The sequence below is a fragment of the Pseudomonas sp. OVF7 genome (assembly GCF_030644265.1).
Classification (GTDB): Bacteria; Pseudomonadota; Gammaproteobacteria; order Pseudomonadales; family Pseudomonadaceae; genus Aquipseudomonas; species Aquipseudomonas gorinensis.
The window spans coordinates 5,199,505-5,219,370 of record NZ_CP128996.1; the positions used below are offsets into that span (position 1 = coordinate 5,199,505).

A 19,866-nucleotide genomic window follows, 5' to 3' on the forward strand; every position below is an offset into this window, starting at 1 on the left:
GCTCTCAGGTTTTTCGCGAGCAAGCTCGCTCCTACACATTGCGTCAGCAAATGCCCGTCAGAGGCAAAATAACCGTGAGGCCAACACCGTGATCCAGACCCTGAGCCACCTCCCCCATCCCCCTGAAGACGGGGCCACCCTCGCCAGCCATTTCACCGACCTGGCACCGCCCCTCACCGCCCGGCAAGCGCAACTGGAAGCCTCGCGCTGCCTGTATTGCTACGACGCGCCGTGCGTGAATGCGTGCCCCAGCGAGATCGATATCCCCTCGTTCATCCGCAATATCCACACCGACAACGTCCAAGGCGCAGCGCAGAAAATCCTCTCGGCCAACATCCTTGGCGGCAGTTGCGCACGCGTCTGCCCCACCGAGATCCTGTGCCAGCAAGCCTGCGTGCGTAACAACGCCGAAGAATGCGCGCCGGTGCTGATCGGCCTGTTGCAGCGCTACGCCATCGACAACGCGCACTTCAGCGAACACCCGTTCCAGCGTGCCGCGCCCACCGGCAAGCGCATCGCCGTGGTCGGCGCAGGTCCCGCAGGGCTGGCCTGCGCCCATCGCGCCGCCCTGCACGGGCATGACGTGGTGATTTTCGAAGCGCGGGAAAAGGCCGGCGGCCTGAATGAATACGGGATCGCCAAGTACAAGTTGGTGGATGACTTCGCCCAGAAGGAACTGGAGTTCCTCCTGCAAATCGGCGGCATCGAGATTCGCCACGGCCAGCGCCTGGGCGACAACCTCACCTTGAGCGAACTGCACCAGCAATTCGATGCGGTGTTCCTTGGCCTGGGCCTGGCCGCCAGCAAACACCTCGGCCTGCCCCACGAAGACGCCCCCGGCCTGCTCGCTGCCACCGACTATATCCGCGAGCTGCGCCAGGCTGACGACCTGACCCAACTGCCCCTGGCCGACCGTTGCATCGTGCTCGGCGCCGGCAATACCGCCATCGACATGGCCGTGCAAATGGCCCGCCTCGGTGCGCGCGACGTCAACCTGGTCTACCGCCGAGGCCTGGCGGACATGGGCGCGACCCAGCATGAGCAGGACATCGCCAAGGCCAATCAGGTGCGCCTGCTGACCTGGGCCCAACCCGAAAAAGTGCTGCTGGATGACCAGGGCCACGTCCGCGGTATGCGCTTCGCCCGCACTCGCCTGGAAAACGGCTGCCTGCAACCCACCGGAGAGACCTTCGAATTGGCCGCCGATGCGATCTTCAAGGCCATTGGCCAGGGCTTCGATAACGAGGCGCTGCACGACCCCCTGGCCCAACAACTGCAGCGCGTCGGCGCGCGTATCTTCGTCGATGAACAGCTGCGCACCAGCATCCCCGGCGTATATGCCGGTGGCGACTGCGTCAGCCTCGGCCAGGACCTCACCGTGCAAGCGGTACAACACGGCAAGCTGGCCGCCGAAGCCATGCACGCCCAACTCATGCTTAACGTGGAGGCTGCGTAATGGCCGATCTCTCGATTGTATTCGCCGGAATCAAGGCCCCCAACCCATTCTGGCTGGCCTCCGCGCCGCCCACCGACAAAGCCTATAACGTGGTCCGCGCGTTTGAAGCAGGCTGGGGCGGCGTGGTCTGGAAAACCCTGGGTGAAGACCCGGCGGCGGTCAACGTGTCGTCGCGTTACTCGGCGCACTACGGCGCCAACCGCGAAGTGCTGGGCATCAACAATATCGAGCTGATCACCGACCGCTCCCTGGAGATCAACCTCAGGGAAATCACCCAGGTGAAAAAGGATTGGCCGGACCGCGCGCTGATCGTGTCGCTGATGGTGCCGTGCGTTGAAGCATCCTGGAAAAACATCCTGCCCCTGGTAGAAGCCACCGGCTGCGACGGCATCGAGCTGAACTTCGGTTGCCCCCACGGCATGCCCGAGCGCGGCATGGGCGCGGCGGTGGGCCAGGTGCCAGAGTATGTGGAACAGGTGACGCGCTGGTGCAAGACCTATTGCTCACTGCCGGTGATCGTCAAGCTCACGCCGAATATCACCGACATTCGTGTGGCGGCGCGGGCGGCCTATCGCGGCGGTGCGGACGCGGTGTCGCTGATCAACACCATCAACTCCATCACCAGCGTGGACCTGGAACGCATGGTCGCCCTGCCGATGGTCGGCACCCAGAGCACCCACGGCGGTTACTGCGGCTCGGCGGTCAAGCCGATTGCCCTGAACATGGTCGCCGAAATCGCCCGCGACCCGCAGACCCAAGGCCTGCCGATCTGCGGCATTGGTGGCATCGGCAACTGGCGCGACGCGGCGGAATTCGTCGCCCTCGGCTGCGGCGCGGTGCAGGTGTGCACGGCGGCGATGCTGCATGGGTTTCGCATTGTGGAAGAGATGAAGGATGGATTGTCACGCTGGATGGACAGTCAGGGTTACACCAGCCTGCAAGAATTTTCCGGGCGGGCGGTGGGCAACACCACGGATTGGAAGTACCTGGACATCAACTATCAGGTCATTGCCAAGATCGATCAGGAGACGTGCATTGGCTGCGGGCGTTGCCATATTGCCTGTGAAGATACGTCGCACCAGGCCATCGCCAGTTTGAAACAGGCGGACGGCACCCATCAGTACGAGGTGATCGACGACGAGTGCGTGGGTTGCAACCTGTGCCAGATCACCTGCCCGGTGGCGGATTGCATCGAGATGGTACCGGTGGACACCGGCAAGCCGTTCTTGAATTGGACGCAGGATCCGCGTAATCCCTACCGGGAGGCGGTGTAGTCCTGTAGACCGCTATCGGGGGCAAGCCCCCTCCCACATTGAGCGCATTATGTCTGAAAGAATGCGATCCACTGTGGGAGGGGGCTTGCCCCCGATGAGGCCCTCAGCCTCACCACAAGACTCAAGGCTCCAACCCAATCCCGCGCAAAATCACCCCGGTCACCGTCTGGATAGCCTTCTCGAACTGCATATCCGACAACGGCTGGTGATCATTCAAAATCTTCACCTGGTGATCAAAGTCGGCATAGTGCTGGGTCGATGCCCAGATCATATACAGCAGGCTCGACGGCTCCACCGGCAGGATGCGTTTGTCTTCCACCCACTGGCGAATCTTCGCCTCCTTCATCTTGGCCCAGTCGTACAGGCTTTCATCCAGCGCCTCACCGAGGGTCGGCGCGCCGTGGATGATCTCGTTGGCCCAGACTTTCGAGCCATAGGGCCGCGTGCGCGAGCGCTGCATCTTGGCGCGGATGTAGCTGCTGAGCACCACCCTCGGGTCATCGAAGGTCTCGAAGCTCAAGGCGTCCTGCTTCCACACCTCCAGCAGATCGAACAGCACGGCGCTGTACAGCTCGCTCTTGGTGGTGAAGTAATAATGCAGGTTGGAACGTGGCAGCTGCACTTCTTCAGCGATATCGGCCATGGCGGTGCTGCCATAGCCCTTTTCGGCGAAGACCTTCTCCGCCGCCAGCAGGATTTTTTCGACGTTGACCCGGCGAATTCCGATCTTGTGATTGCCCATAAGGGCTCCCTGACAACAACATGGGCTAAAGACTACCATCGGCTCTAGACCGCGGCGACAGGCCGCAATGAAAGTTCTTACCTTCACCTTCCCCACGGATATTGGATTGGTTAGGATCGCGGTCCCTATCCAGGATCATTCCCATGCCTATTCGACCTCGCGTACCCGCCGACGACCCGTTGCTGGGCGCCCTGTGGGAGCGCTCGGTACGCGCCACCCATGACTTCCTCCCCGAGGACGATATCCAGCGTTTACTGCCCCTGGTACGCGACACTTACCTGCCGATGCCTGCCCTTGACGTCTGGGTGTATGAAGATGAACAGGGTATTGCCGGTTACATCGCCACCGGCAGGAACAATGTGGAAATGCTGTTTATCGACCCCACGCGCCGGGGCCAGGGGATCGGCCGCCAGTTGCTGGACCACGCCCGTGCGCGCCACGACACCTTGACCGTCGACGTCAACGAGCAGAACCCCCAGGCTGTGGGTTTCTACCTGCACTACGGTTTTGTCCAGGTCGCGCGCTCGCCGCTGGATGGCGAAGGCAAACCGTTTCCCTTGCTGCACATGGCTTTACCGACTCCTCCCACTGAAGGTACGGAACAATGCTGATCAAGAAAACCCTAACCGCCGTCGCCCTGCTCGCCTCCCTGCTCGGCGCCTCGGCGGCGTTTGCCCACGCCCACCTCAAAAGCTCGGAGCCGGCCGCCGACAGCACCGTCGCCGCACCGAAGGACTTGCGCCTGACCTTCAGCGAAGGCGTCGAAGCCACCTTCACCAAGGTGTCCCTGAGCAAGGACGGCACCGAAGTGGCAATCAAGCGCCTGGAAACGCCAGACGCCGACAAGAAAACCCTGGTGGTGACGCCCGCCGCCCCGCTGGCGGACGGTCACTACAAAGTGGTGTGGAACGCAGTCTCGGTCGATACCCACAAGAGCAATGGCGAATACAGCTTCCAGGTCGGCCAATAACCCATGGCAACCCTGCTGGTGCTGTGCCGCTTTGTGCATTTCATCGTCGTGCTGCTGATGTTCGGGGCCTGTGTATTCAGGCCCTGGCTCCTGGGCGCTGAACCGCAGGCGGTGCTGGACCGACAAGTGTTGCGCATCACCCGTGGGCTGGCCTGGACGGCCCTCGCGTCGGGGGTGATCTGGTTACTGTTGATTACCGCCAGCATGGCCGGTTCATGGCCGGCGGCGCTGGAACTGTCGACCGTGCAGTTGGTGCTGGGCAAGACCTTTTTTGGCCAGGTGTGGACCTGGCACCTGCTGTTGAATGGGCTGCTGGTCATCGCCCTGATGACCGCGTGGAAGGCCCCGCGCCTGCCGTTGATCACGCTGCTGCTGATGACCCTGGCCCCGGTTGGCCATGGCGCCATGCTCGATGGGCTGAGCGGGCAGCTGTTGATCCTCAACCAGGTGGTGCACCTGATGTGCGTCGGCGCATGGTTGGGGGGGTTATTGCTGCTGGTATTGATCCTCAGGCAGCCACACGGTGTTGAGCTGGCGCCGGTCCTGCGTCGTTTCAGCGGCGTCGGTTATGGCCTGGTCGCGGGCTTGCTGGTGACCGGCCTGATCAATGTGCGCGTCCTCACCGGGCAGCTGTGGCCCACGCCGTTGTTCAGTGGTTTTGCGTTGATTCTATTGATCAAGGTGATGCTGGTGCTGGGTATGTTGGCGCTGGCACTGCTGAACCGGCTGCGCCTTGATCGCTGCGAACAGCGGCTGGGCAGCTTGAAGGCCAGCGTGATGCTGGAATGGCTGCTCGGTATTTGCGCCGTCGCCGCCGTTTCACTCCTTGGCACCCTGCCTCCCATGGTCCTGGCGGGCTGAATGTGGGAGGGGCGGTGCGACGATTCGACTTGCCCCCTCCCACATTGACACTGCCCGCTCTGGATCAACCCACACGCAGTCATCGTATAACTTCTGCTTGACACCCCGCAAAAACCCCGCAAATATCCGCCCCAATGTTGTACGACGACGTATAACAAATAATAAAAACAACAAATGAAAGGGAGCATCACTGTGAGTCAATTCGCCCGCTATTCTTCCGCGCGTCTCAGTGTTATCGGTCTCGGCAGCCTGGCCTTCACCCTGCCCCTCCTCGCCCAAGCCGAAGGTTTTGTCGACGACGCCAAGGCCACGCTCAACCTGCGTAACGCCTACTTCAACCGCAATTTCACCAACCCGAGCAACCCTCAGGGCAAGGCCGAAGAGTGGACGCAGAGCTTTATCCTCGACGCCAAGTCCGGCTTTACCCAAGGCACTGTCGGCTTCGGGATCGATGTGCTGGGCCTGTACTCACAAAAGCTCGACGGCGGCAAAGGTACCGGCGGCACCCAGTTGCTGCCGATCCACGATGACGGCCGCCCCGCCGACAACTTCGGGCGCCTGGGCGTGGCGTTGAAGACCAAGCTGTCGAAGACCGAATTGAAGGTGGGCGAATGGATGCCGGTGCTGCCGATCCTGCGTTCCGACGACGGCCGCTCGCTGCCACAGACCTTCCGCGGCGGTCAGGTGACGTCCAGCGAAATCGCCGGCCTGACCCTCTACGGCGGGCAGTTTCGCGGCAATAGCCCGCGCAACGACGCGAGCATGGAAGACATGTTCATGAACGGCAAAGCCGCATTCACCTCCGACCGCTTCAACTTCGGTGGCGGTGAATACAGCTTCAATGACAAGCGCACCCAGATCGGCCTGTGGTACGCCGAACTGAGCGATATCTACCAGCAGCAATACCTCAACCTGACCCACAGCCAACCGCTGGGCGACTGGACCCTGGGCGCCAACCTCGGCGTCTTCAACGGCAAGGAAGACGGCAGCGCCCTGGCCGGCGACCTGGACAACAAGACCGTGTTCGCCCTGCTTTCGGCCAAGTACCAGGGCAACACCTTCTATGTCGGCCTGCAAAAGCTCACCGGCGACAGCGTGTGGATGCGGGTCAACGGCACCAGCGGCGGCACCCTGGCCAACGACAGCTACAACTCCAGCTACGACAACGCCAAGGAAAAATCCTGGCAGGTGCGCCATGACTTCAATTTCGTGGTGCTTGGCATTCCCGGGCTGACCATGATGAACCGCTATATCAGCGGCAGTAACGTACACACCGGGGCGATCACCGACGGCAAGGAATGGGGGCGTGAATCGGAACTGGCCTACACCGTGCAGAGCGGTGCGCTGAAGGATTTGAACGTCAAATGGCGTAACTCGACCCTGCGTCGGGATTTCAGCAATAACGAGTTCGATGAGAACCGGATCTTTATCAGCTATCCGATCTCGTTGCTGTAACTCCTGTGGCGAGCGGGCTTGCCCTAATGCCGTTCAGTTAAGGCTTTTTTGTAGGAGCGAGCTTGCTCGCGAAGAACTTACAGGCGCCGCGTTCATTCAGGAAACACGCGTTATCGTTGACGTTTTTCGCGAGCAAGAACTAGGCGTCCCCCTCGCTCCTACAGAAGGCGATGTACGCTTAACTGAACGACATTAGGGCAAGCCCGCTCGCCACAGCCTCGTTACACCTTTTGTCCAATGGCGCGTTGACAACCCAGGGGATCCCTAACAATACTTCGGCACAGTCATACGACAACCTACAACAAAAATTTGGAATCTCCATGACCACGACTACCCCCACTCCCTTCAACCGCCTGCTGCTCACCGGTGCCGCCGGCGGCCTCGGTAAAGTCCTGCGCGAACGCCTGCGCCCTTACGCCCAAGTACTGCGCCTGTCGGACATTGCCAACATGGCCCCGGCGGCCGACGCCAGCGAAGAAGTGCAACCCTGCGACCTCGCCGACAAACAAGCCGTGCATCACCTGGTGGAAGGCGTCGACGCCATCCTGCATTTTGGCGGTGTCTCGGTCGAACGCTCCTTCGAAGAAGTGCTAGGCGCCAATATCAGCGGCATCTTCCACATCTACGAAGCCGCGCGCCGCCATGGCGTCAAGCGCGTGGTCTTCGCCAGCTCCAATCATGTGATCGGCTTCTACAAGCAGGGCGAACAGCTCGACGCCCACTCCCCACGCCGCCCAGACAGCTACTACGGCTTGTCCAAGTCCTATGGCGAAGACATGGCCAGTTTCTACTTCGACCGCTACGGCATCGAGACCGTCAGTATCCGTATCGGCTCTTCGTTCCCGGAACCGCAGAACCGCCGGATGATGCACACCTGGCTGAGCTTCGACGACCTGACCCAACTGCTCGAACGCGCGCTGTATACGCCGAACGTCGGCCACACCGTGGTCTACGGCATGTCGGCTAACCTCGACACCTGGTGGGACAACCGCTACGCCGCGCACCTGGGCTATGCCCCGAAAGACACCTCCGAAGTCTTCCGTGCCCAGGTCGAAACCCAGCCCCCCGTAGCGGCCGATGACCCGGCCAAGGTGTATCAAGGCGGGGCATTCTGCGCCGCTGGACCGTTCGGTGACTGACGCCAGACCAACCCAAGGGAATGAGTGGCCATGACTGCAGAATTGATTGTCGACGCCCGCAATGCCGTGGGCGAGTGCCCGGTATGGGTGCCCGAGGAAAACGCCCTGTACTGGGTGGACATCCCCAACGGTGGCCTGCAACGCTGGAGCGCCGCCACCGGCCATCTCGCTGCGTGGAAAGCCCCGCAGATGCTGGCCTGCATCGCTCGCACCGACGCCGGCAACTGGGTTGCGGGGATGCAAACCGGCTTCTTCCAACTCACGCCGCATAACGACGGCAGCCTCGACACCACGCCATTGGCCAGCGTCGAGCACCCTCGCCCGGACATGCGTCTGAACGACGGCCGCTGTGATCGCCAGGGCCGTTTCTGGGCCGGCAGCATGGTGCTGAACATGGGCGCGAATGCGGCCGAAGGCATCCTCTATCGCTATGCATCGGGTTCAGCGCCCCATGCCCAGCTGGACGGTTTTATCACCCTCAACGGCCTCGCCTTCAGCCCCGATGGCCGCACGATGTACGCCTCGGATTCACACCCGCTGGTCCAGCAGATCTGGGCCTTCGACTACGACACCGAGACCGGCACGCCGTCCAACCGCCGCGTGTTCGTCGACATGCACCAGCACCCAGGTCGTCCCGACGGCGCAGCCGTGGACGCCGACGGTGGCTACTGGATCTGCGCCAACGACGCCGGCCTGATCCACCGTTTTACCCCCGATGGCCGCCTGGACCGCTCCCTGAGCGTACCGGTGAAAAAACCCACGATGTGCGCCTTTGGCGGCAGTCGCCTGGACACGCTGTTCGTCACCTCGATACGAGACGACCAGGGCGAGCAGTCACTGTCCGGCGGCGTGTTCGCCCTCAACCCCGGCGTCCAAGGACTGCCTGAGCCAACGTTTACCCTCTAGCTGCATCGCTGTGCCTTGAATACAACAATAACAACACAGGAGTGACCTCCCATGGACTTCAAACGCACCTTGCTGGCCGCTGCACTTCCCCTGAGTGTCCTGTTCACCGGCGCCGCCCACGCGCTGGAAATCAAATTCGCCGACGTTCACCCCGCCGGCTATCCCACTGTCGTAGCCGAAGAGAACATGGGCAAAGCCCTGACCAAACAAAGCAACGGCGAACTGACCTTCAAGTACTTCCCCGGCGGGGTCCTGGGCTCCGAGAAAGAAGTGGTCGAGCAGGCCCAGGTCGGCGCGGTGCAGATGACCCGCGTCAGCCTTGGCATCGTCGGGCCCGTGGTGCCGGACGTGAACGTATTCAACCTGCCGTTCGTGTTTCGTGACCAGGCGCATATGCGCAAGGTCATCGACGGCGAGATCGGCGATGAGATCCTCGCCAAGATCACCGACTCCGAGTTCGGCCTGGTGGCCCTGGCCTGGATGGACGGCGGCACGCGCAACCTCTACACCAAGAAACCGGTGCGCAAGATCGAAGACCTCAAGGGCATGAAGATCCGCGTGCAAGGCAACCCGCTGTTCATCGACGCCTTTAATGCCATGGGCGCCAACGGCATCGCCATGGACACCGGCGAGATCTTCAGTGCCCTGCAGACCGGAGTGATCGACGGCGCGGAAAACAACCCGCCCACCCTGCTGGAACACAACCACTTCCAGAACGCCAAGTACTACACCCTCACCGAACACTTGATCCTGCCCGAGCCCATCGTGATGTCGAAGATCACCTGGAACAAGCTCACCCCGGCGCAGCAAGTCATGGTGAAAAACGCCGCCAAGGCCGCCCAGGCCGATGAGCGCGCGCTGTGGGATGCCAAGTCCGCCAGCAGCGAAACCAAGCTCAAGGCCGCCGGTGTCGAGTTCATCAGCGTCGACAAAAAACCCTTCTACGACGCCACCGCAGCGGTTCGCGCCAAGTACGGCGCGCCCTACGCCGACATCATCGCGCGCATCGACGCCGTTCAATAACCTTCCCTGCCTCTCGCAAAAGGCCCGGCGCGGTCGGCATCGACGCGCCCGGTTACGGTGAACGCCATGAAGAATCTACTGCTGCGCATCAACGACCGCCTCTACATGACCTGCGTCTGGGTCGCCGGCCTCTCGGTTCTCGGGGTGGCACTGATCATTCCCTGGGGCATCTTCGCCCGCTACATCCTCGGCACCGGCTCCAGCTGGCCGGAGCCCACCGCCATCCTGCTGATGCTGGTGTTCACCTTTATCGGCGCCGCCGCCAGCTATCGCGCTGGCGCACACATGTCGGTGGCGATGATCACCGACCGCCTGCCCCCCCGCCAACGCCAGGTCATCGGCATCGTCTCGCAGCTGCTGATGGGCACCATCTGCCTGTTCATGGCCATTTGGGGCACCAAGCTGTGCCTGTCCACCTGGAACCAGTTCATGAGCGCCATTCCGACCCTGCGCGTGGGCATCACCTATATGCCGATCCCGATTGGCGGGCTGCTGACCCTGGTCTTTGTGGTGGAAAAACTCCTGCTCGGTGACCAGAGCAACCGGCGCGTGGTGCGCCTCGACCTGGTGGAAGAAAGCGAAGGGGCCGCCTGATATGGACGCATTGATTCTGTTGGGCAGCTTTATTGCCTTGATCCTGATCGGCATGCCGGTGGCCTACGCCCTGGGTTTGTCGGCATTGATTGGCGCGTGGTGGATCGACATCCCGTTCCAGGCCCTGATGATCCAGGTGGCCGGCGGGGTAAATAAATTTTCGCTGATGGCGATTCCGTTCTTCGTGCTGGCCGGGGCGATCATGGCCGAGGGCGGCATGTCGCGCCGCCTGGTGGCGTTTGCCGGCGTGCTGGTGGGCTTTGTGCGCGGCGGCCTGTCCTTGGTCAACATCATGGCCTCGACGTTTTTCGGCGCGATCTCCGGTTCGTCGGTGGCCGACACGGCCTCGGTCGGCTCAGTGCTGATCCCGGAGATGGAACGCCGTGGCTATCCCCGAGAATTCGCCACCGCGGTGACCATCAGCGGTTCGGTGCAGGCACTGTTGACGCCGCCCAGCCATAACTCGGTGCTCTACTCCCTGGCAGCGGGCGGCACGGTGTCGATCGCCTCGTTGTTCATGGCCGGTGTGGTCCCCGGCCTGTTGATGAGCGCGTGCCTGATGGTGCTGTGCCTGATCTTCGCCAAAAAGCGCAATTACCCCAAGGGCGAAGTCATTCCCTTGAAGCAAGCGCTGAAAATCTGCGCCGACGCGCTGTGGGGCCTGATGGCCATGGTGATCATCCTCGGCGGCATCCTCTCCGGCATCTTTACCGCCACCGAATCCGCCGCGATCGCGGTACTGTGGGCATTCTTCGTGACCATGTTCATCTACCGCGACTACAAATGGAGCGAACTGCCCAAGCTGATGCACCGCACGGTACGCACCATTTCCATCGTGATGATCCTCATCGCCTTCGCCGCCAGCTTCGGCTACATCATGACCCTGATGCAGATCCCGGCGAAGATCACCACGCTGTTCCTGACCCTGTCGGACAACCGCTACGTGATCCTGATGTGCATCAACGCCATGCTGCTGTTGCTCGGCACCGTGATGGACATGGCGCCGCTGATCCTGATCCTTACCCCGATTTTGCTGCCCGTGGTGCTCGGCATCGGCGTCGACCCGGTGCACTTCGGCATGATCATGCTGGTGAACCTGGGCATCGGTTTGATTACGCCGCCGGTGGGCGCGGTGCTGTTTGTGGGGGCGGCCGTGGGCAAGGTCAGTATCGAGCGGACCGTGAAGGCGTTGCTGCCGTTCTATGCGGTGCTGTTCCTGGTGTTGATGGCGGTGACCTACGTTCCGGCGCTGTCGTTGTGGCTGCCCAGTGTGGTGCTGTGATGATGATTGAACTTGAAGATAACCTCACCCACCTGACCTTGAACCCGGCCGTGGGCGGCAGCATCGTCAACTGGACAGTGCGTGCCACCGGGCAGCCGTTGCTGCGACACAACGATGAGCAGGCGATCCATACCGGTTTGCCGGGCAAGCTGGGGTGCTATCCGTTGGTGCCCTGGTCCAACCGCATTGCCCATGGCGGTTTCGACAACCCCGACGGTTGGCTGGCACTCACGCCCAACAGCCTGACCGATCCGCTGCCGATTCATGGCTCTGCCTGGCAGCACGGGTGGCAAGTGGTCAGCCAGGCGGCGGATGAGGTGGTGCTGGCGCTCGAATGCGCCACGCCGTTTGCCTACCGCGCCGAGCAGCGTGTTCGCTTGAGCGACGGGGTTCTAGGTATCGAACTGCGGGTGACGCACCTGGCTGCAACAGCGGCGTGGCATGGCGTGGGCCTGCATCCGTACTTTCCACGCCGACCGGGCACCCGGTTGCAGGCCAAGGCCGCACAGGTGTGGATGAGTGATGCGTCCAAGCTGCCGACCGGGTTGGCGGCGGTGCCGGGAGAGTGGGATTTCCAGGCATTGAAAAACCTGCCCGAAGGCGCGGTGGACAATGGCTTTTGCCAGTGGGACGGGGACTGCCGGATCGAACAGCCGGAACTGGGCTATGCGCTGGAATGCCAGGCCAGCGGGGCCGATTACTTCCTGCTGTACTGCCCGCCGGGGTTGGGGTTCTTTTGCATCGAGCCGGTGAGCCATCCGGTGAATGCTCATCACCTGCCAGGGCGGCCGGGCCTGATACTGCTGGAACACAACCAGTCGGTCCAACTCAATTTCAACCTGAAATACACCCCCCTGTAGGAGCGAGCTTGCTCGCGAAAAACCTCAGGGCAACGCGGGGCATCAGGCCCCCCGCGTTATCGTTGACGATCTTCGCGAGCAAGCTCGCTCCTACAGGGATCAGCGCCATGCTCAAGGTGGGGAGTTTTTCAGGCGCCCAGCCGTGTCGATACTCACCACCACCGACAACCCCGGCCGCAGCCGTTCACTCTCAGCCTGATCCGGGTCCACGGTAATCCTTACCGGCACGCGCTGGGCAATCTTCACAAAGTTGCCCGTGGCGTTATCCGCCTGCAACAGGCTGAACTCCGAACCGGTGGCTGGGGATATATGCTGCACCGTGCCGCGAAACTTGCGGTGGTTCAGCGCATCCACGGTGAAGGTCACCGGTTGGCCCACCTGCACGTTGTTCATCTGGGTTTCCTTCATATTCGCGATCACCCACAGGTGCTTCGGCACCAGCGCCATCAACTGCGCGCCAGAGTTGACGTAGGCACCCAGCCTCACGCCAATCTGCCCCAATTGACCGTCACGGGGTGCAGTAATGCGGGTGTTGGACAGGTCGATACGCGCCAATTCCAACGCCGCCTCGGCACTGGCCACCGCCGCTTCCAGGGAACCGCGATTGACGATGACCGTCTGCAAATCCTGCCGCGCGATTTCCAGGCTGGCCTGGGCTTGCGCGACCGCCGCAATAGTCTGTGCATGGGCGGCGCGGGTCACGTCCAGCTCGCGCTTGGACACCGAACCGTCGCTGATCAACGCTTCATTGCGCCGCAAGTCGGCGGTGCTTTTGCGCGCCTGCGCCTGGCTGTCCACCAATGCGGCCTGGCGCAGTTTGATCGTTGCTTCTGCACTGTTGCGTTGCTGCACCACATTGGCCAGTGAAGCCTTCTGCACCGCCAGTTGGGCCAGGGCCTGGTCGAGGCGCTGCTGGTAGATGCGGTCATCCAGGCGCACCAGCAAGTCGCCGGCCTTGACGTACTGGAAGTCCTGCACCGGCACCTCGAACACATAGCCGCTGAGCTGCGGGCCGATAATGGTCACCTGGCCGCGCACCAGGGCGTTCTCGGTGGTTTCCACCGCGCTGCTGAACGGCGGCAGCTGCCAGGCGTACAGCACGACCAGCACGCCCACCAGGGCAATCGCGGCAAAGCCCAGGGACGAAAGGATGCGTACCCACAGGGAGCGCGGTTCGGTGACGGTGGCCCCCGGTGGCGTGGTGCCTTCCGGGGTGGCGGCGATGGCATTGGTGGTGGTCGTGGTCGGTTCGGTCATGAAGAGGCGCCGCTGGGTTGAACGGGAGTGGCTGCTTTAGTGGTGCTCATCAGCCACAGACTGCGGATAAAGATCCAGATCATGGTCAGGATCGCGATGATCGCGATCAGCATGAACACATCGTTGTAGGCCATGACATTGGCCTCACGGGTTGCCGCGGTGGCCAGGCTGCGAATCCCCATGAGGTTGCGCAACTCCGGGTCAGCGACGATGCCGCCATAGGCCGAGCCGCCGCCCTGCACGCGGGCGGCCACGCGAGGGTCGAGCAAGGTCAGGTGTTCGACGATCATGCTGGAGTGAAACTTCTCGCGCACCACCTGGAACGTGCCGAGCAACGCCGCGCCGATCAGGCCGCCGAGGTTTTGGCAGATCCCGAACATCACCGAGAAACTCACCAGGTTGCGTGGGTTGGTCAGCACGTTTTTAGTCCCCAGCACCATGGTCGGCCCCAAAAAGAAGGTGCCGCCAAAGCCTAGCAGGAACTGGCTGATATACAGGTTCTGCGGGCGGGTCAGGTTACTGGAGAAACTGTCCATCACCGAGCCGGTGGCCATCAGCGCCAGGGCAATCACCAGCGGCATCAGCAAGTGCGCCGGGTTGATCGTCAGCGCACTGACCACCAGCCCGCTGATCGCCCCGGCCAGCATCACCACGTACAGCGTGTGCATCTGCTCGTAGCTCATGTTCAACATCTGCATGAACCCCACCGCGCCGGTGGACTGCTCGGACAACACCATGCGAATCAGGATCACCGCCAGCGCCAGGCGAATCATGGTGCCGCTGCCCAGCCAACGGGTCATCAGCAGCGGGTTGGCACGATTATGCTCAATGGCCAGGCCAGTCATGATCAACACCAGGGAACAGGCCGAGGCCACGCCGATCCACGGTGCTTCCAGCCACCAATCGATACGCCCCAACGACAGCACCGCGCAGAGCAGCGCCACACCGCTGGCGAGAATGGCGAAGGTGAGGAAGTCGAGTTTTTCAAAGGTCTTGAAACGGTCGCCGGGCGGCAACTTGAGCAGGAACACGCAGCCCAGGCAGATCAGCGCCATGCCCAGTTCGAACAGGTACAAGCCGCGCCATTCGGCGATTTGCAGCAGGTCTTCGGAGAACAACCGCGCCAGGGGCAAGGCCAGCTGCGCGGTCCCCAACCCCAGCACCAGCGCCTTCAAGCGCCATTTGGCGGGGAACGCCTGGATCATGTAGTACAAACCCAGGGAACTGAGCGCCGCCCCCACCATCCCGTGGGCTGCCCGCACGGCGATGGCCGAGTTGAGGTCGTTGACGAACAAGTGGCCGAAGGTCACCAGTGCATAGAGCACCAGGAACACCTCGGTAAACGCACGCAGGCCGAATTGCTGGCGAAACTTCACCAGCAGCAGGTTCATGCACACGTTGGTCATCACATAGGCGGCGGGCAACCAGGCCATTTCCGCGGTGGTCGCGCCCAAGGCGCCTTGCAGGTATTGCAGGTTGGCGATCACCAGCGAGTTGCCCAGGCCGCCGGTGATGGCTACGAGTACGCCGACCAAGGCATACAGCCAGCGCTTGTGGGTGGGGTGCAACGGCGTCGACGGCGAGCCCGGCAGGCTCGGGCGCTCGTGAGGCTGCCAGGTGCGGGGGGTGTATTTGTCCATTCGGTGACCTTGATGAGCCGACACGCAAGGTCGGTGACTCCATTACTCAGGGAGTAGTAAACCTGAGAGGAGTTCATCTTGCCATGTTGAAGGGGCAATTGATGCCTGGCGTGGGCAAGGTCAAGTATGGGGGTTGGCGGTGATGGCGGCGTCTGGGCTGACCAGCTTTCTGGGTTGGGTACAGAGCAAGGTCTATCTGGTCCATGGAGATCAAAATGTGGGAGGGGCTTGCCCCCTCCCACATTGGATCTCCTTTGTATTGGAGACCACACGCCCTATCAGATCCAGCCGAGCCAGCTCCAGTAAGTCGCCGCAAACACCAGCATCAGCAGGTAGCCGATCAACGTGACCAAAATCCCCACCTTGGCAAACTGCCGTGCCGTAAACGTCCCAGTCCCCAAACACACCATGTTCTGCGGCGCGTTGATCGGCAGGATAAACCCGTAGCTGACGACAAACCCCAACAGCATCGTCACCCCCAACCGGTTGAATTCCCCCGGCAGGGTCTGCAACACCGCAATCAGGATCGGCAGCAACGCCGAGGTCAATGCCGTGGCGCTGGCAAACCCCAAGTGGATCACGATCAAGAATGCCCCAAGAATCGCAAACACCCCCAGCGGCCCCACGTGGTCCAAGCCGGTGTGCGCCACCACCTGGGAACCCAGCCACTGCCCGGCCTGGGTGGTCAGCAGCGCCGTGCCCAGGCTGATGCCCACGCCAAACACGATCACCGTGCCCCACGGGATACGCGATTGCACGTCCTTCCAGGTCATCACGCCAATGCCCGGCAACAACAGGAACACCAGGCCGGCATAGGTCGTCGAGGTGGTGTCGAAGTTGTGCAGGCGCCCTTCCGTGGCCCAGGCCAGCAGAAGCAGCACCGACACAGCCAGCAGGCGCTTCTGCGGCCCGGTCATCGGGCCGATATCCACCAGCGACTGCGCCACCGCCTCTTTGCCGCCAGGGATGCTGTCGCTTTCCGGCGGCAGCAGCTTGATCACCAGGAACAACAGCACCGCCGACATGATCAGCGCCCATGGCGCACCTGCGATAAGCCAGTCGATCCACGACACGCGCTGGCCGAGCATCTTGTCCATAAAGCCCACGGTCAGCAGGTTTTGTGCGGCGGCGGTCTGGATGCCGACGTTCCAGATGCTGGTGCCCTGGGCCACCACGATCATCAAGCCCGCAGCGATGTTGGAGCGTTTGTCGACGCCAAACGCAGCGACCACGCCCATCATGATCGGCACCACACAGGCACTGCGCGCGGTGGCGCTGGGGACGACAAGGCTGAGCAGGATAGTCACCGCGATCGCCCCCAGCAGAATGCCGCGCGTGCTGGTGCCCACCCGCGTCAGGGTGACCAGGGCGATACGCCGGTCGAGGCCGGTGTGAGTCATGGCGGCGGCGATGAACAACGCGCCCGCCACCAGCGCGAGCGCGGGGTTGGAAAAGCCGGTAAGCGCCATGCTGATGGCCGGGCTGGAACCGATCAGGTGCGTGGGGTCTTGCAGCGACGGCGCGGTGCCGAGCAGGAACGCCATCAGCGAAGTGATCATGATCGCGCTGGCTTCATACGACACCGCCTCGGTGATCCACACCACCACGGCAAACGCGAGGATCGCCAGCATGCGATGCCCCGCCACCGGCAAGTCGGCGGGCATCGGCAACAGCAGCACCCCGACCATCACCAGCACGGCGACGACCAGGCCCAGGGGCAACTTGAAGGATGCAGCGGTTGTTGCGGGGGCGCTCATGGGGTTCTCCGTCGGCCGTCAAATCAGGCAGGGAGCATGGCGCAAAATGCCGCAGGCGGTGTTGACAGGTATCAAGACCCTAGGCCAATAACTGGCTCAATACCGCCCGCAACTTCCCGGGCTTGACCGGTTTGTTCAACAATGGCGCGTCCAGCCGCCGCAGCATGCGCCGGCATTGGTCGGTGCGGTCAGCCGTGATGATCACCGCGGGAATCGGCTGGTCGAAGTGCTCGCGCAGGTGCTTGATCACCTCGCAACCCACCACGCCGTGGTCGAGGTGGTAGTCCGCCAGGATCAACTCCGGCGCCCTGCCCTGCAATGCCAGCAAGGCACCGGCCTGGTCGGTGGCGGTAACCACCTCGCAGCCCCACTGGCCGAGCAGCGCGCTCATGCTTTCCAGGATGCTGAGTTCGTTATCCAGCACCAGCAAACGCCGCCCCGGCAAGGGGTTGCCCGTCGTCGCTTGCACCGGCAACTGGCTGATAGCCAACGGCATGTCCTCGCTGATGGGCACTTCGATGCTGAACATCGACCCGCGCCCCGGCCACGAGCGCACCGCCACCGGGTAGCCGAGGATCTCGGCGATGCGCTCGACAATCGCCAAGCCCAGGCCCACGCCCTTGCGGTCCGAGGCGCGGCCGACGTCCAGCTGGTTGAATTCGAGGAAGATCGCGTCGAGCCGATCGGCCGGGATGCCGCGCCCGGTGTCCCACACTTCCAGGCGCAGGCGGTCGCCACGGCGGCGCGCGCCGAGCAGGATGCAGCCGTCGTCGGTGTAACGGCAGGCGTTGCTGAGGAAATTGCGCAGGATGCGCGTGACCAGGCGCAAGTCGGTGCAAATCGCGTAGTGGCCGGTATGCGCGCGCAGATTGAGCCCGGCGGCCAAGGCCACTGACTGGAATTCCGAGACCAGCGGCGCAAACAGTTCATCCAGGCGATACACCGCCACATCCGGCTTGACCGCGGCCTGGTCGAGCCGCGAGATATCCAGCAGGTCGGTGAGCAAATCCTCGGCGCCTTCCAGGGCCTGGTGGGTGCGCTCGACCAGCACCTGCTCGACGCTGGGCAAGTTGCGTTCGCGCAGGGTGGCGATCAACAGGCGCGCGGCGTTGAGCGGTTGCAACAGGTCATGGCTGGCGGCGGCGAGGTATTTGTCCTTGCTGCGGTTGGCGGCCTCGGCGGCATCGCGGGCATCGCGCAGTTCCTGTTCGACCTGTTCGCGCTGGGCGATCTGCTGTTGCAGGTTGCGGTTGGCTTCCAGCAACTCATCGGTGCGCGCCGCCACCCGTTGCTCCAGCTCATCGTTAAGGCGGATGTAGCGCTTGCGCTCGGCCTCCAGCTCATCGAGCCGCGCGGTCAGTTCCGGGTAATGGCTCTTGCGCGCCGACTGGTCGCCCAGCCCCAGCAACCCGGCCAGGGCGCGCTGCTGGTCGTCAGAGAGCTTCGCCATAGACGACCTCGACGTCACGCTGGCTCGACTCACGGGGGTTGGTGAGGATGCACGGGTCGTGCATGGCATGCTGGGACAGGAACGGAATATCCGCCACGCGCACCCCGTGCAAACCGAGGGTTTCGTGAAAGCCGATCGCGTGTTTCAGGGCAATCAGATGCTCCACCAGCCGCCCCCGAATCTGCCGATGGTTGAGGCCCCGGCAGTCGATGCCGAACGTCTCGGCAATCACCTTGAAACGCTCCGGCGCCGAGTTGTAGTTGAACGCCACCACGTGTTCCACCAGCACCGCGTTGCACAAGCCATGGGGCAGGTCGAGAAACCCGCCGAGGCTGTGGGACATGGCATGCACCGCGCCGAGGATCGCATTGGAGAACGCCAAGCCGGCCTGCATGCTGCCGAGCATGATCTTCTCGCGCAGGGCAATGTCACCGGGGTTGGCGATCATCTGCACCAGGTTGCCGTTGATCAAGCGCATGGCTTCCAGCGCATGGGGATCGGTGAGCGGGCCGTGACCGGTGGACACGAACGCTTCGATGGCATGCACCAGCGCGTCGATACCGGTACAGGCGGACAGGAACGGGTCCATGCTGGCCGTGGTTTCCGGGTCGATCAGCGACACATCCGGCACCACCGCCTTGCTGACGATGGAGAACTTCATGCGTTCCTGTTGGTTGGAAATGATCACGAACTGCGAGACATCCGCCGACGTGCCGGCGGTGGTGGGGATCAGGATCAACGGCGGGCTGGGCACGCGAAGGGTGTCCACCCCTTCGAATTCGAGGATGTTACGCCCATGGGCGACCACAATGCCGATGGCCTTGCCGCAGTCCATGGGGCTGCCGCCACCGATGGCGACGATCACGTCGCAATGGTTGTCGCGGTACACCTCGGCGCCCAGCATCACTTCTTCGACGCGCGGGTTGGGTGACACGTCGCTGTACAGGCAATAGTCGATGCCGATGGCTTGCAGGCTGGCTTCCACATCGGCCACCCAACCCGCGGCGATCACACCAGGGTCGCTGACCACCAGGACCTTGCGCGCACCAAAGGTCTTGGCGTAATTACCGACGTTGTGCCGGCAGCCGGCACCAAAGATGATTTCAGGCGAGACGAATTTACGCAGGAGGCTCAGATTTGGGCTCATTGGAAAGCCTGTTGTTATTATTTTTGGGAGATGCACTTCACACTAACCCATTC

18 protein-coding genes are annotated in these 19,866 nt (G+C 62.5%); 12 read left to right on the forward strand and 6 right to left on the reverse strand.

Annotation, left to right across the window (positions count from 1 at the left end; translation table 11 throughout):
* Positions 1-88: 88 nt before the first annotated feature.
* Both QU606_RS23445 and preA read left to right on the forward strand, forming a co-directional pair.
* Positions 89-1,456: an NAD(P)-dependent oxidoreductase gene (locus tag QU606_RS23445; protein WP_024076293.1), complete on the forward strand. Its 1,368-nt coding sequence runs from the start codon at positions 89-91 to the stop codon at positions 1,454-1,456.
* Entirely contained in the window at positions 1,456-2,730 is a 1,275-nt protein-coding gene (gene preA / locus QU606_RS23450; RefSeq protein WP_024076294.1) for an NAD-dependent dihydropyrimidine dehydrogenase subunit PreA, read from the forward strand. Before QU606_RS23445 ends, preA begins: the two co-directional genes overlap by 1 nt.
* Positions 2,731-2,851: 121 nt before the next feature.
* Here preA and QU606_RS23455 read toward each other — a convergent pair whose 3' ends face one another.
* Positions 2,852-3,472, reverse strand: a complete 621-nt coding sequence (locus QU606_RS23455) for a TetR/AcrR family transcriptional regulator (RefSeq protein ID WP_041160967.1) — start codon at positions 3,470-3,472, stop codon at positions 2,852-2,854.
* Positions 3,473-3,615: 143 nt separating this feature from the next.
* Here QU606_RS23455 and QU606_RS23460 point away from each other — a divergent pair, with 143 nt between their 5' ends.
* The 10 genes from QU606_RS23460 to QU606_RS23505 all read left to right on the forward strand — a co-directional run bounded on the left by QU606_RS23460 (position 3,616) and on the right by QU606_RS23505 (position 12,562).
* Positions 3,616-4,083: a GNAT family N-acetyltransferase gene (locus QU606_RS23460; protein ID WP_069076566.1), complete on the forward strand. Its 468-nt coding sequence runs from the start codon at positions 3,616-3,618 to the stop codon at positions 4,081-4,083.
* Positions 4,077-4,442, forward strand: a complete 366-nt coding sequence (gene copC / locus QU606_RS23465; protein WP_102624296.1) for a copper homeostasis periplasmic binding protein CopC — start codon at positions 4,077-4,079, stop codon at positions 4,440-4,442. The genes QU606_RS23460 and copC overlap by 7 nt, the downstream gene beginning before the upstream one ends.
* Before the next feature lie 3 nt (positions 4,443-4,445).
* Complete coding sequence (gene copD / locus QU606_RS23470) at positions 4,446-5,303, forward strand: copper homeostasis membrane protein CopD (RefSeq protein ID WP_304997575.1); 858 nt, start codon at positions 4,446-4,448, stop codon at positions 5,301-5,303.
* A gap of 192 nt (positions 5,304-5,495) precedes the next feature.
* A complete protein-coding gene (locus tag QU606_RS23475; RefSeq protein WP_304997576.1) occupies positions 5,496-6,758 on the forward strand; it encodes an OprD family porin in 1,263 nt (420 codons plus the stop codon).
* Between the two features lie 320 nt (positions 6,759-7,078).
* The gene (locus tag QU606_RS23480; RefSeq protein WP_024076300.1) at positions 7,079-7,897 is read left to right on the forward strand and encodes an NAD(P)-dependent oxidoreductase; all 819 of its coding nucleotides are present in this window, start codon (positions 7,079-7,081) and stop codon (positions 7,895-7,897) included.
* 30 nt (positions 7,898-7,927) lie between these two features.
* Positions 7,928-8,803: an SMP-30/gluconolactonase/LRE family protein gene (locus tag QU606_RS23485; RefSeq protein WP_277379477.1), complete on the forward strand. Its 876-nt coding sequence runs from the start codon at positions 7,928-7,930 to the stop codon at positions 8,801-8,803.
* A gap of 51 nt (positions 8,804-8,854) precedes the next feature.
* A complete protein-coding gene (locus QU606_RS23490) occupies positions 8,855-9,826 on the forward strand; it encodes a TRAP transporter substrate-binding protein (protein WP_069076582.1) in 972 nt (323 codons plus the stop codon).
* A gap of 66 nt (positions 9,827-9,892) precedes the next feature.
* The gene (locus tag QU606_RS23495) at positions 9,893-10,420 is read left to right on the forward strand and encodes a TRAP transporter small permease (RefSeq protein WP_304997577.1); all 528 of its coding nucleotides are present in this window, start codon (positions 9,893-9,895) and stop codon (positions 10,418-10,420) included.
* 1 nt (position 10,421) lies between these two features.
* Positions 10,422-11,702: a TRAP transporter large permease gene (locus QU606_RS23500; RefSeq protein WP_069076580.1), complete on the forward strand. Its 1,281-nt coding sequence runs from the start codon at positions 10,422-10,424 to the stop codon at positions 11,700-11,702.
* A 2-nt stretch (positions 11,703-11,704) separates the two neighbouring features.
* Positions 11,705-12,562 carry an aldose 1-epimerase gene (locus tag QU606_RS23505; protein WP_193690718.1) on the forward strand — a complete coding sequence of 286 codons (858 nt, stop codon included), beginning with the start codon at positions 11,705-11,707 and terminating at the stop codon, positions 12,560-12,562.
* A gap of 111 nt (positions 12,563-12,673) precedes the next feature.
* On the opposite strand, the gene QU606_RS23515 is transcribed toward QU606_RS23505, so the two are convergent.
* From QU606_RS23515 to ercA, 5 genes are all read right to left on the reverse strand, one after another.
* The gene (locus QU606_RS23515; protein ID WP_024076306.1) at positions 12,674-13,819 is read right to left on the reverse strand and encodes an HlyD family secretion protein; all 1,146 of its coding nucleotides are present in this window, start codon (positions 13,817-13,819) and stop codon (positions 12,674-12,676) included.
* Positions 13,816-15,459, reverse strand: a complete 1,644-nt coding sequence (locus QU606_RS23520; protein ID WP_024076307.1) for an MFS transporter — start codon at positions 15,457-15,459, stop codon at positions 13,816-13,818. The genes QU606_RS23515 and QU606_RS23520 overlap by 4 nt, the downstream gene beginning before the upstream one ends.
* 278 nt (positions 15,460-15,737) lie before the next feature.
* Positions 15,738-17,216 carry a DASS family sodium-coupled anion symporter gene (locus QU606_RS23525; protein WP_168232108.1) on the reverse strand — a complete coding sequence of 493 codons (1,479 nt, stop codon included), beginning with the start codon at positions 17,214-17,216 and terminating at the stop codon, positions 15,738-15,740.
* Between the two features lie 79 nt (positions 17,217-17,295).
* Positions 17,296-18,666 (reverse strand): hybrid sensor histidine kinase/response regulator, encoded by a 1,371-nt coding sequence (locus tag QU606_RS23530; protein ID WP_304997578.1) that lies wholly within the window; start codon positions 18,664-18,666, stop codon positions 17,296-17,298.
* Positions 18,650-19,813, reverse strand: a complete 1,164-nt coding sequence (ercA, locus tag QU606_RS23535; protein WP_024076310.1) for an alcohol dehydrogenase-like regulatory protein ErcA — start codon at positions 19,811-19,813, stop codon at positions 18,650-18,652. The genes QU606_RS23530 and ercA overlap by 17 nt, the downstream gene beginning before the upstream one ends.
* Between the last annotated feature and the right edge of the window lie 53 nt (positions 19,814-19,866).

Bases quoted from the DNA above. Each gene is read 5' to 3' on its own strand.
- preA (WP_024076294.1), top strand. From the start codon at position 1,456: ATGGCCGATCTCTCGATTGTATTCGCCGGAATCAAGGCCCCCAACCCA.
- QU606_RS23515 (WP_024076306.1), bottom strand. From the start codon at position 13,819: ATGACCGAACCGACCACGACCACCACCAATGCCATCGCCGCCACCCCG.
- QU606_RS23530 (WP_304997578.1), bottom strand. From the start codon at position 18,666: ATGGCGAAGCTCTCTGACGACCAGCAGCGCGCCCTGGCCGGGTTGCTG.
- QU606_RS23525 (WP_168232108.1), bottom strand. From the start codon at position 17,216: ATGAGCGCCCCCGCAACAACCGCTGCATCCTTCAAGTTGCCCCTGGGC.
- QU606_RS23485 (WP_277379477.1), top strand. From the start codon at position 7,928: ATGACTGCAGAATTGATTGTCGACGCCCGCAATGCCGTGGGCGAGTGC.
- QU606_RS23460 (WP_069076566.1), top strand. From the start codon at position 3,616: ATGCCTATTCGACCTCGCGTACCCGCCGACGACCCGTTGCTGGGCGCC.
- QU606_RS23505 (WP_193690718.1), top strand. From the start codon at position 11,705: ATGATTGAACTTGAAGATAACCTCACCCACCTGACCTTGAACCCGGCC.
- QU606_RS23500 (WP_069076580.1), top strand. From the start codon at position 10,422: ATGGACGCATTGATTCTGTTGGGCAGCTTTATTGCCTTGATCCTGATC.
- QU606_RS23480 (WP_024076300.1), top strand. From the start codon at position 7,079: ATGACCACGACTACCCCCACTCCCTTCAACCGCCTGCTGCTCACCGGT.
- ercA (WP_024076310.1), bottom strand. From the start codon at position 19,813: ATGAGCCCAAATCTGAGCCTCCTGCGTAAATTCGTCTCGCCTGAAATC.
- copC (WP_102624296.1), top strand. From the start codon at position 4,077: ATGCTGATCAAGAAAACCCTAACCGCCGTCGCCCTGCTCGCCTCCCTG.
- QU606_RS23520 (WP_024076307.1), bottom strand. From the start codon at position 15,459: ATGGACAAATACACCCCCCGCACCTGGCAGCCTCACGAGCGCCCGAGC.
- QU606_RS23490 (WP_069076582.1), top strand. From the start codon at position 8,855: ATGGACTTCAAACGCACCTTGCTGGCCGCTGCACTTCCCCTGAGTGTC.
- QU606_RS23495 (WP_304997577.1), top strand. From the start codon at position 9,893: ATGAAGAATCTACTGCTGCGCATCAACGACCGCCTCTACATGACCTGC.
- copD (WP_304997575.1), top strand. From the start codon at position 4,446: ATGGCAACCCTGCTGGTGCTGTGCCGCTTTGTGCATTTCATCGTCGTG.
- QU606_RS23455 (WP_041160967.1), bottom strand. From the start codon at position 3,472: ATGGGCAATCACAAGATCGGAATTCGCCGGGTCAACGTCGAAAAAATC.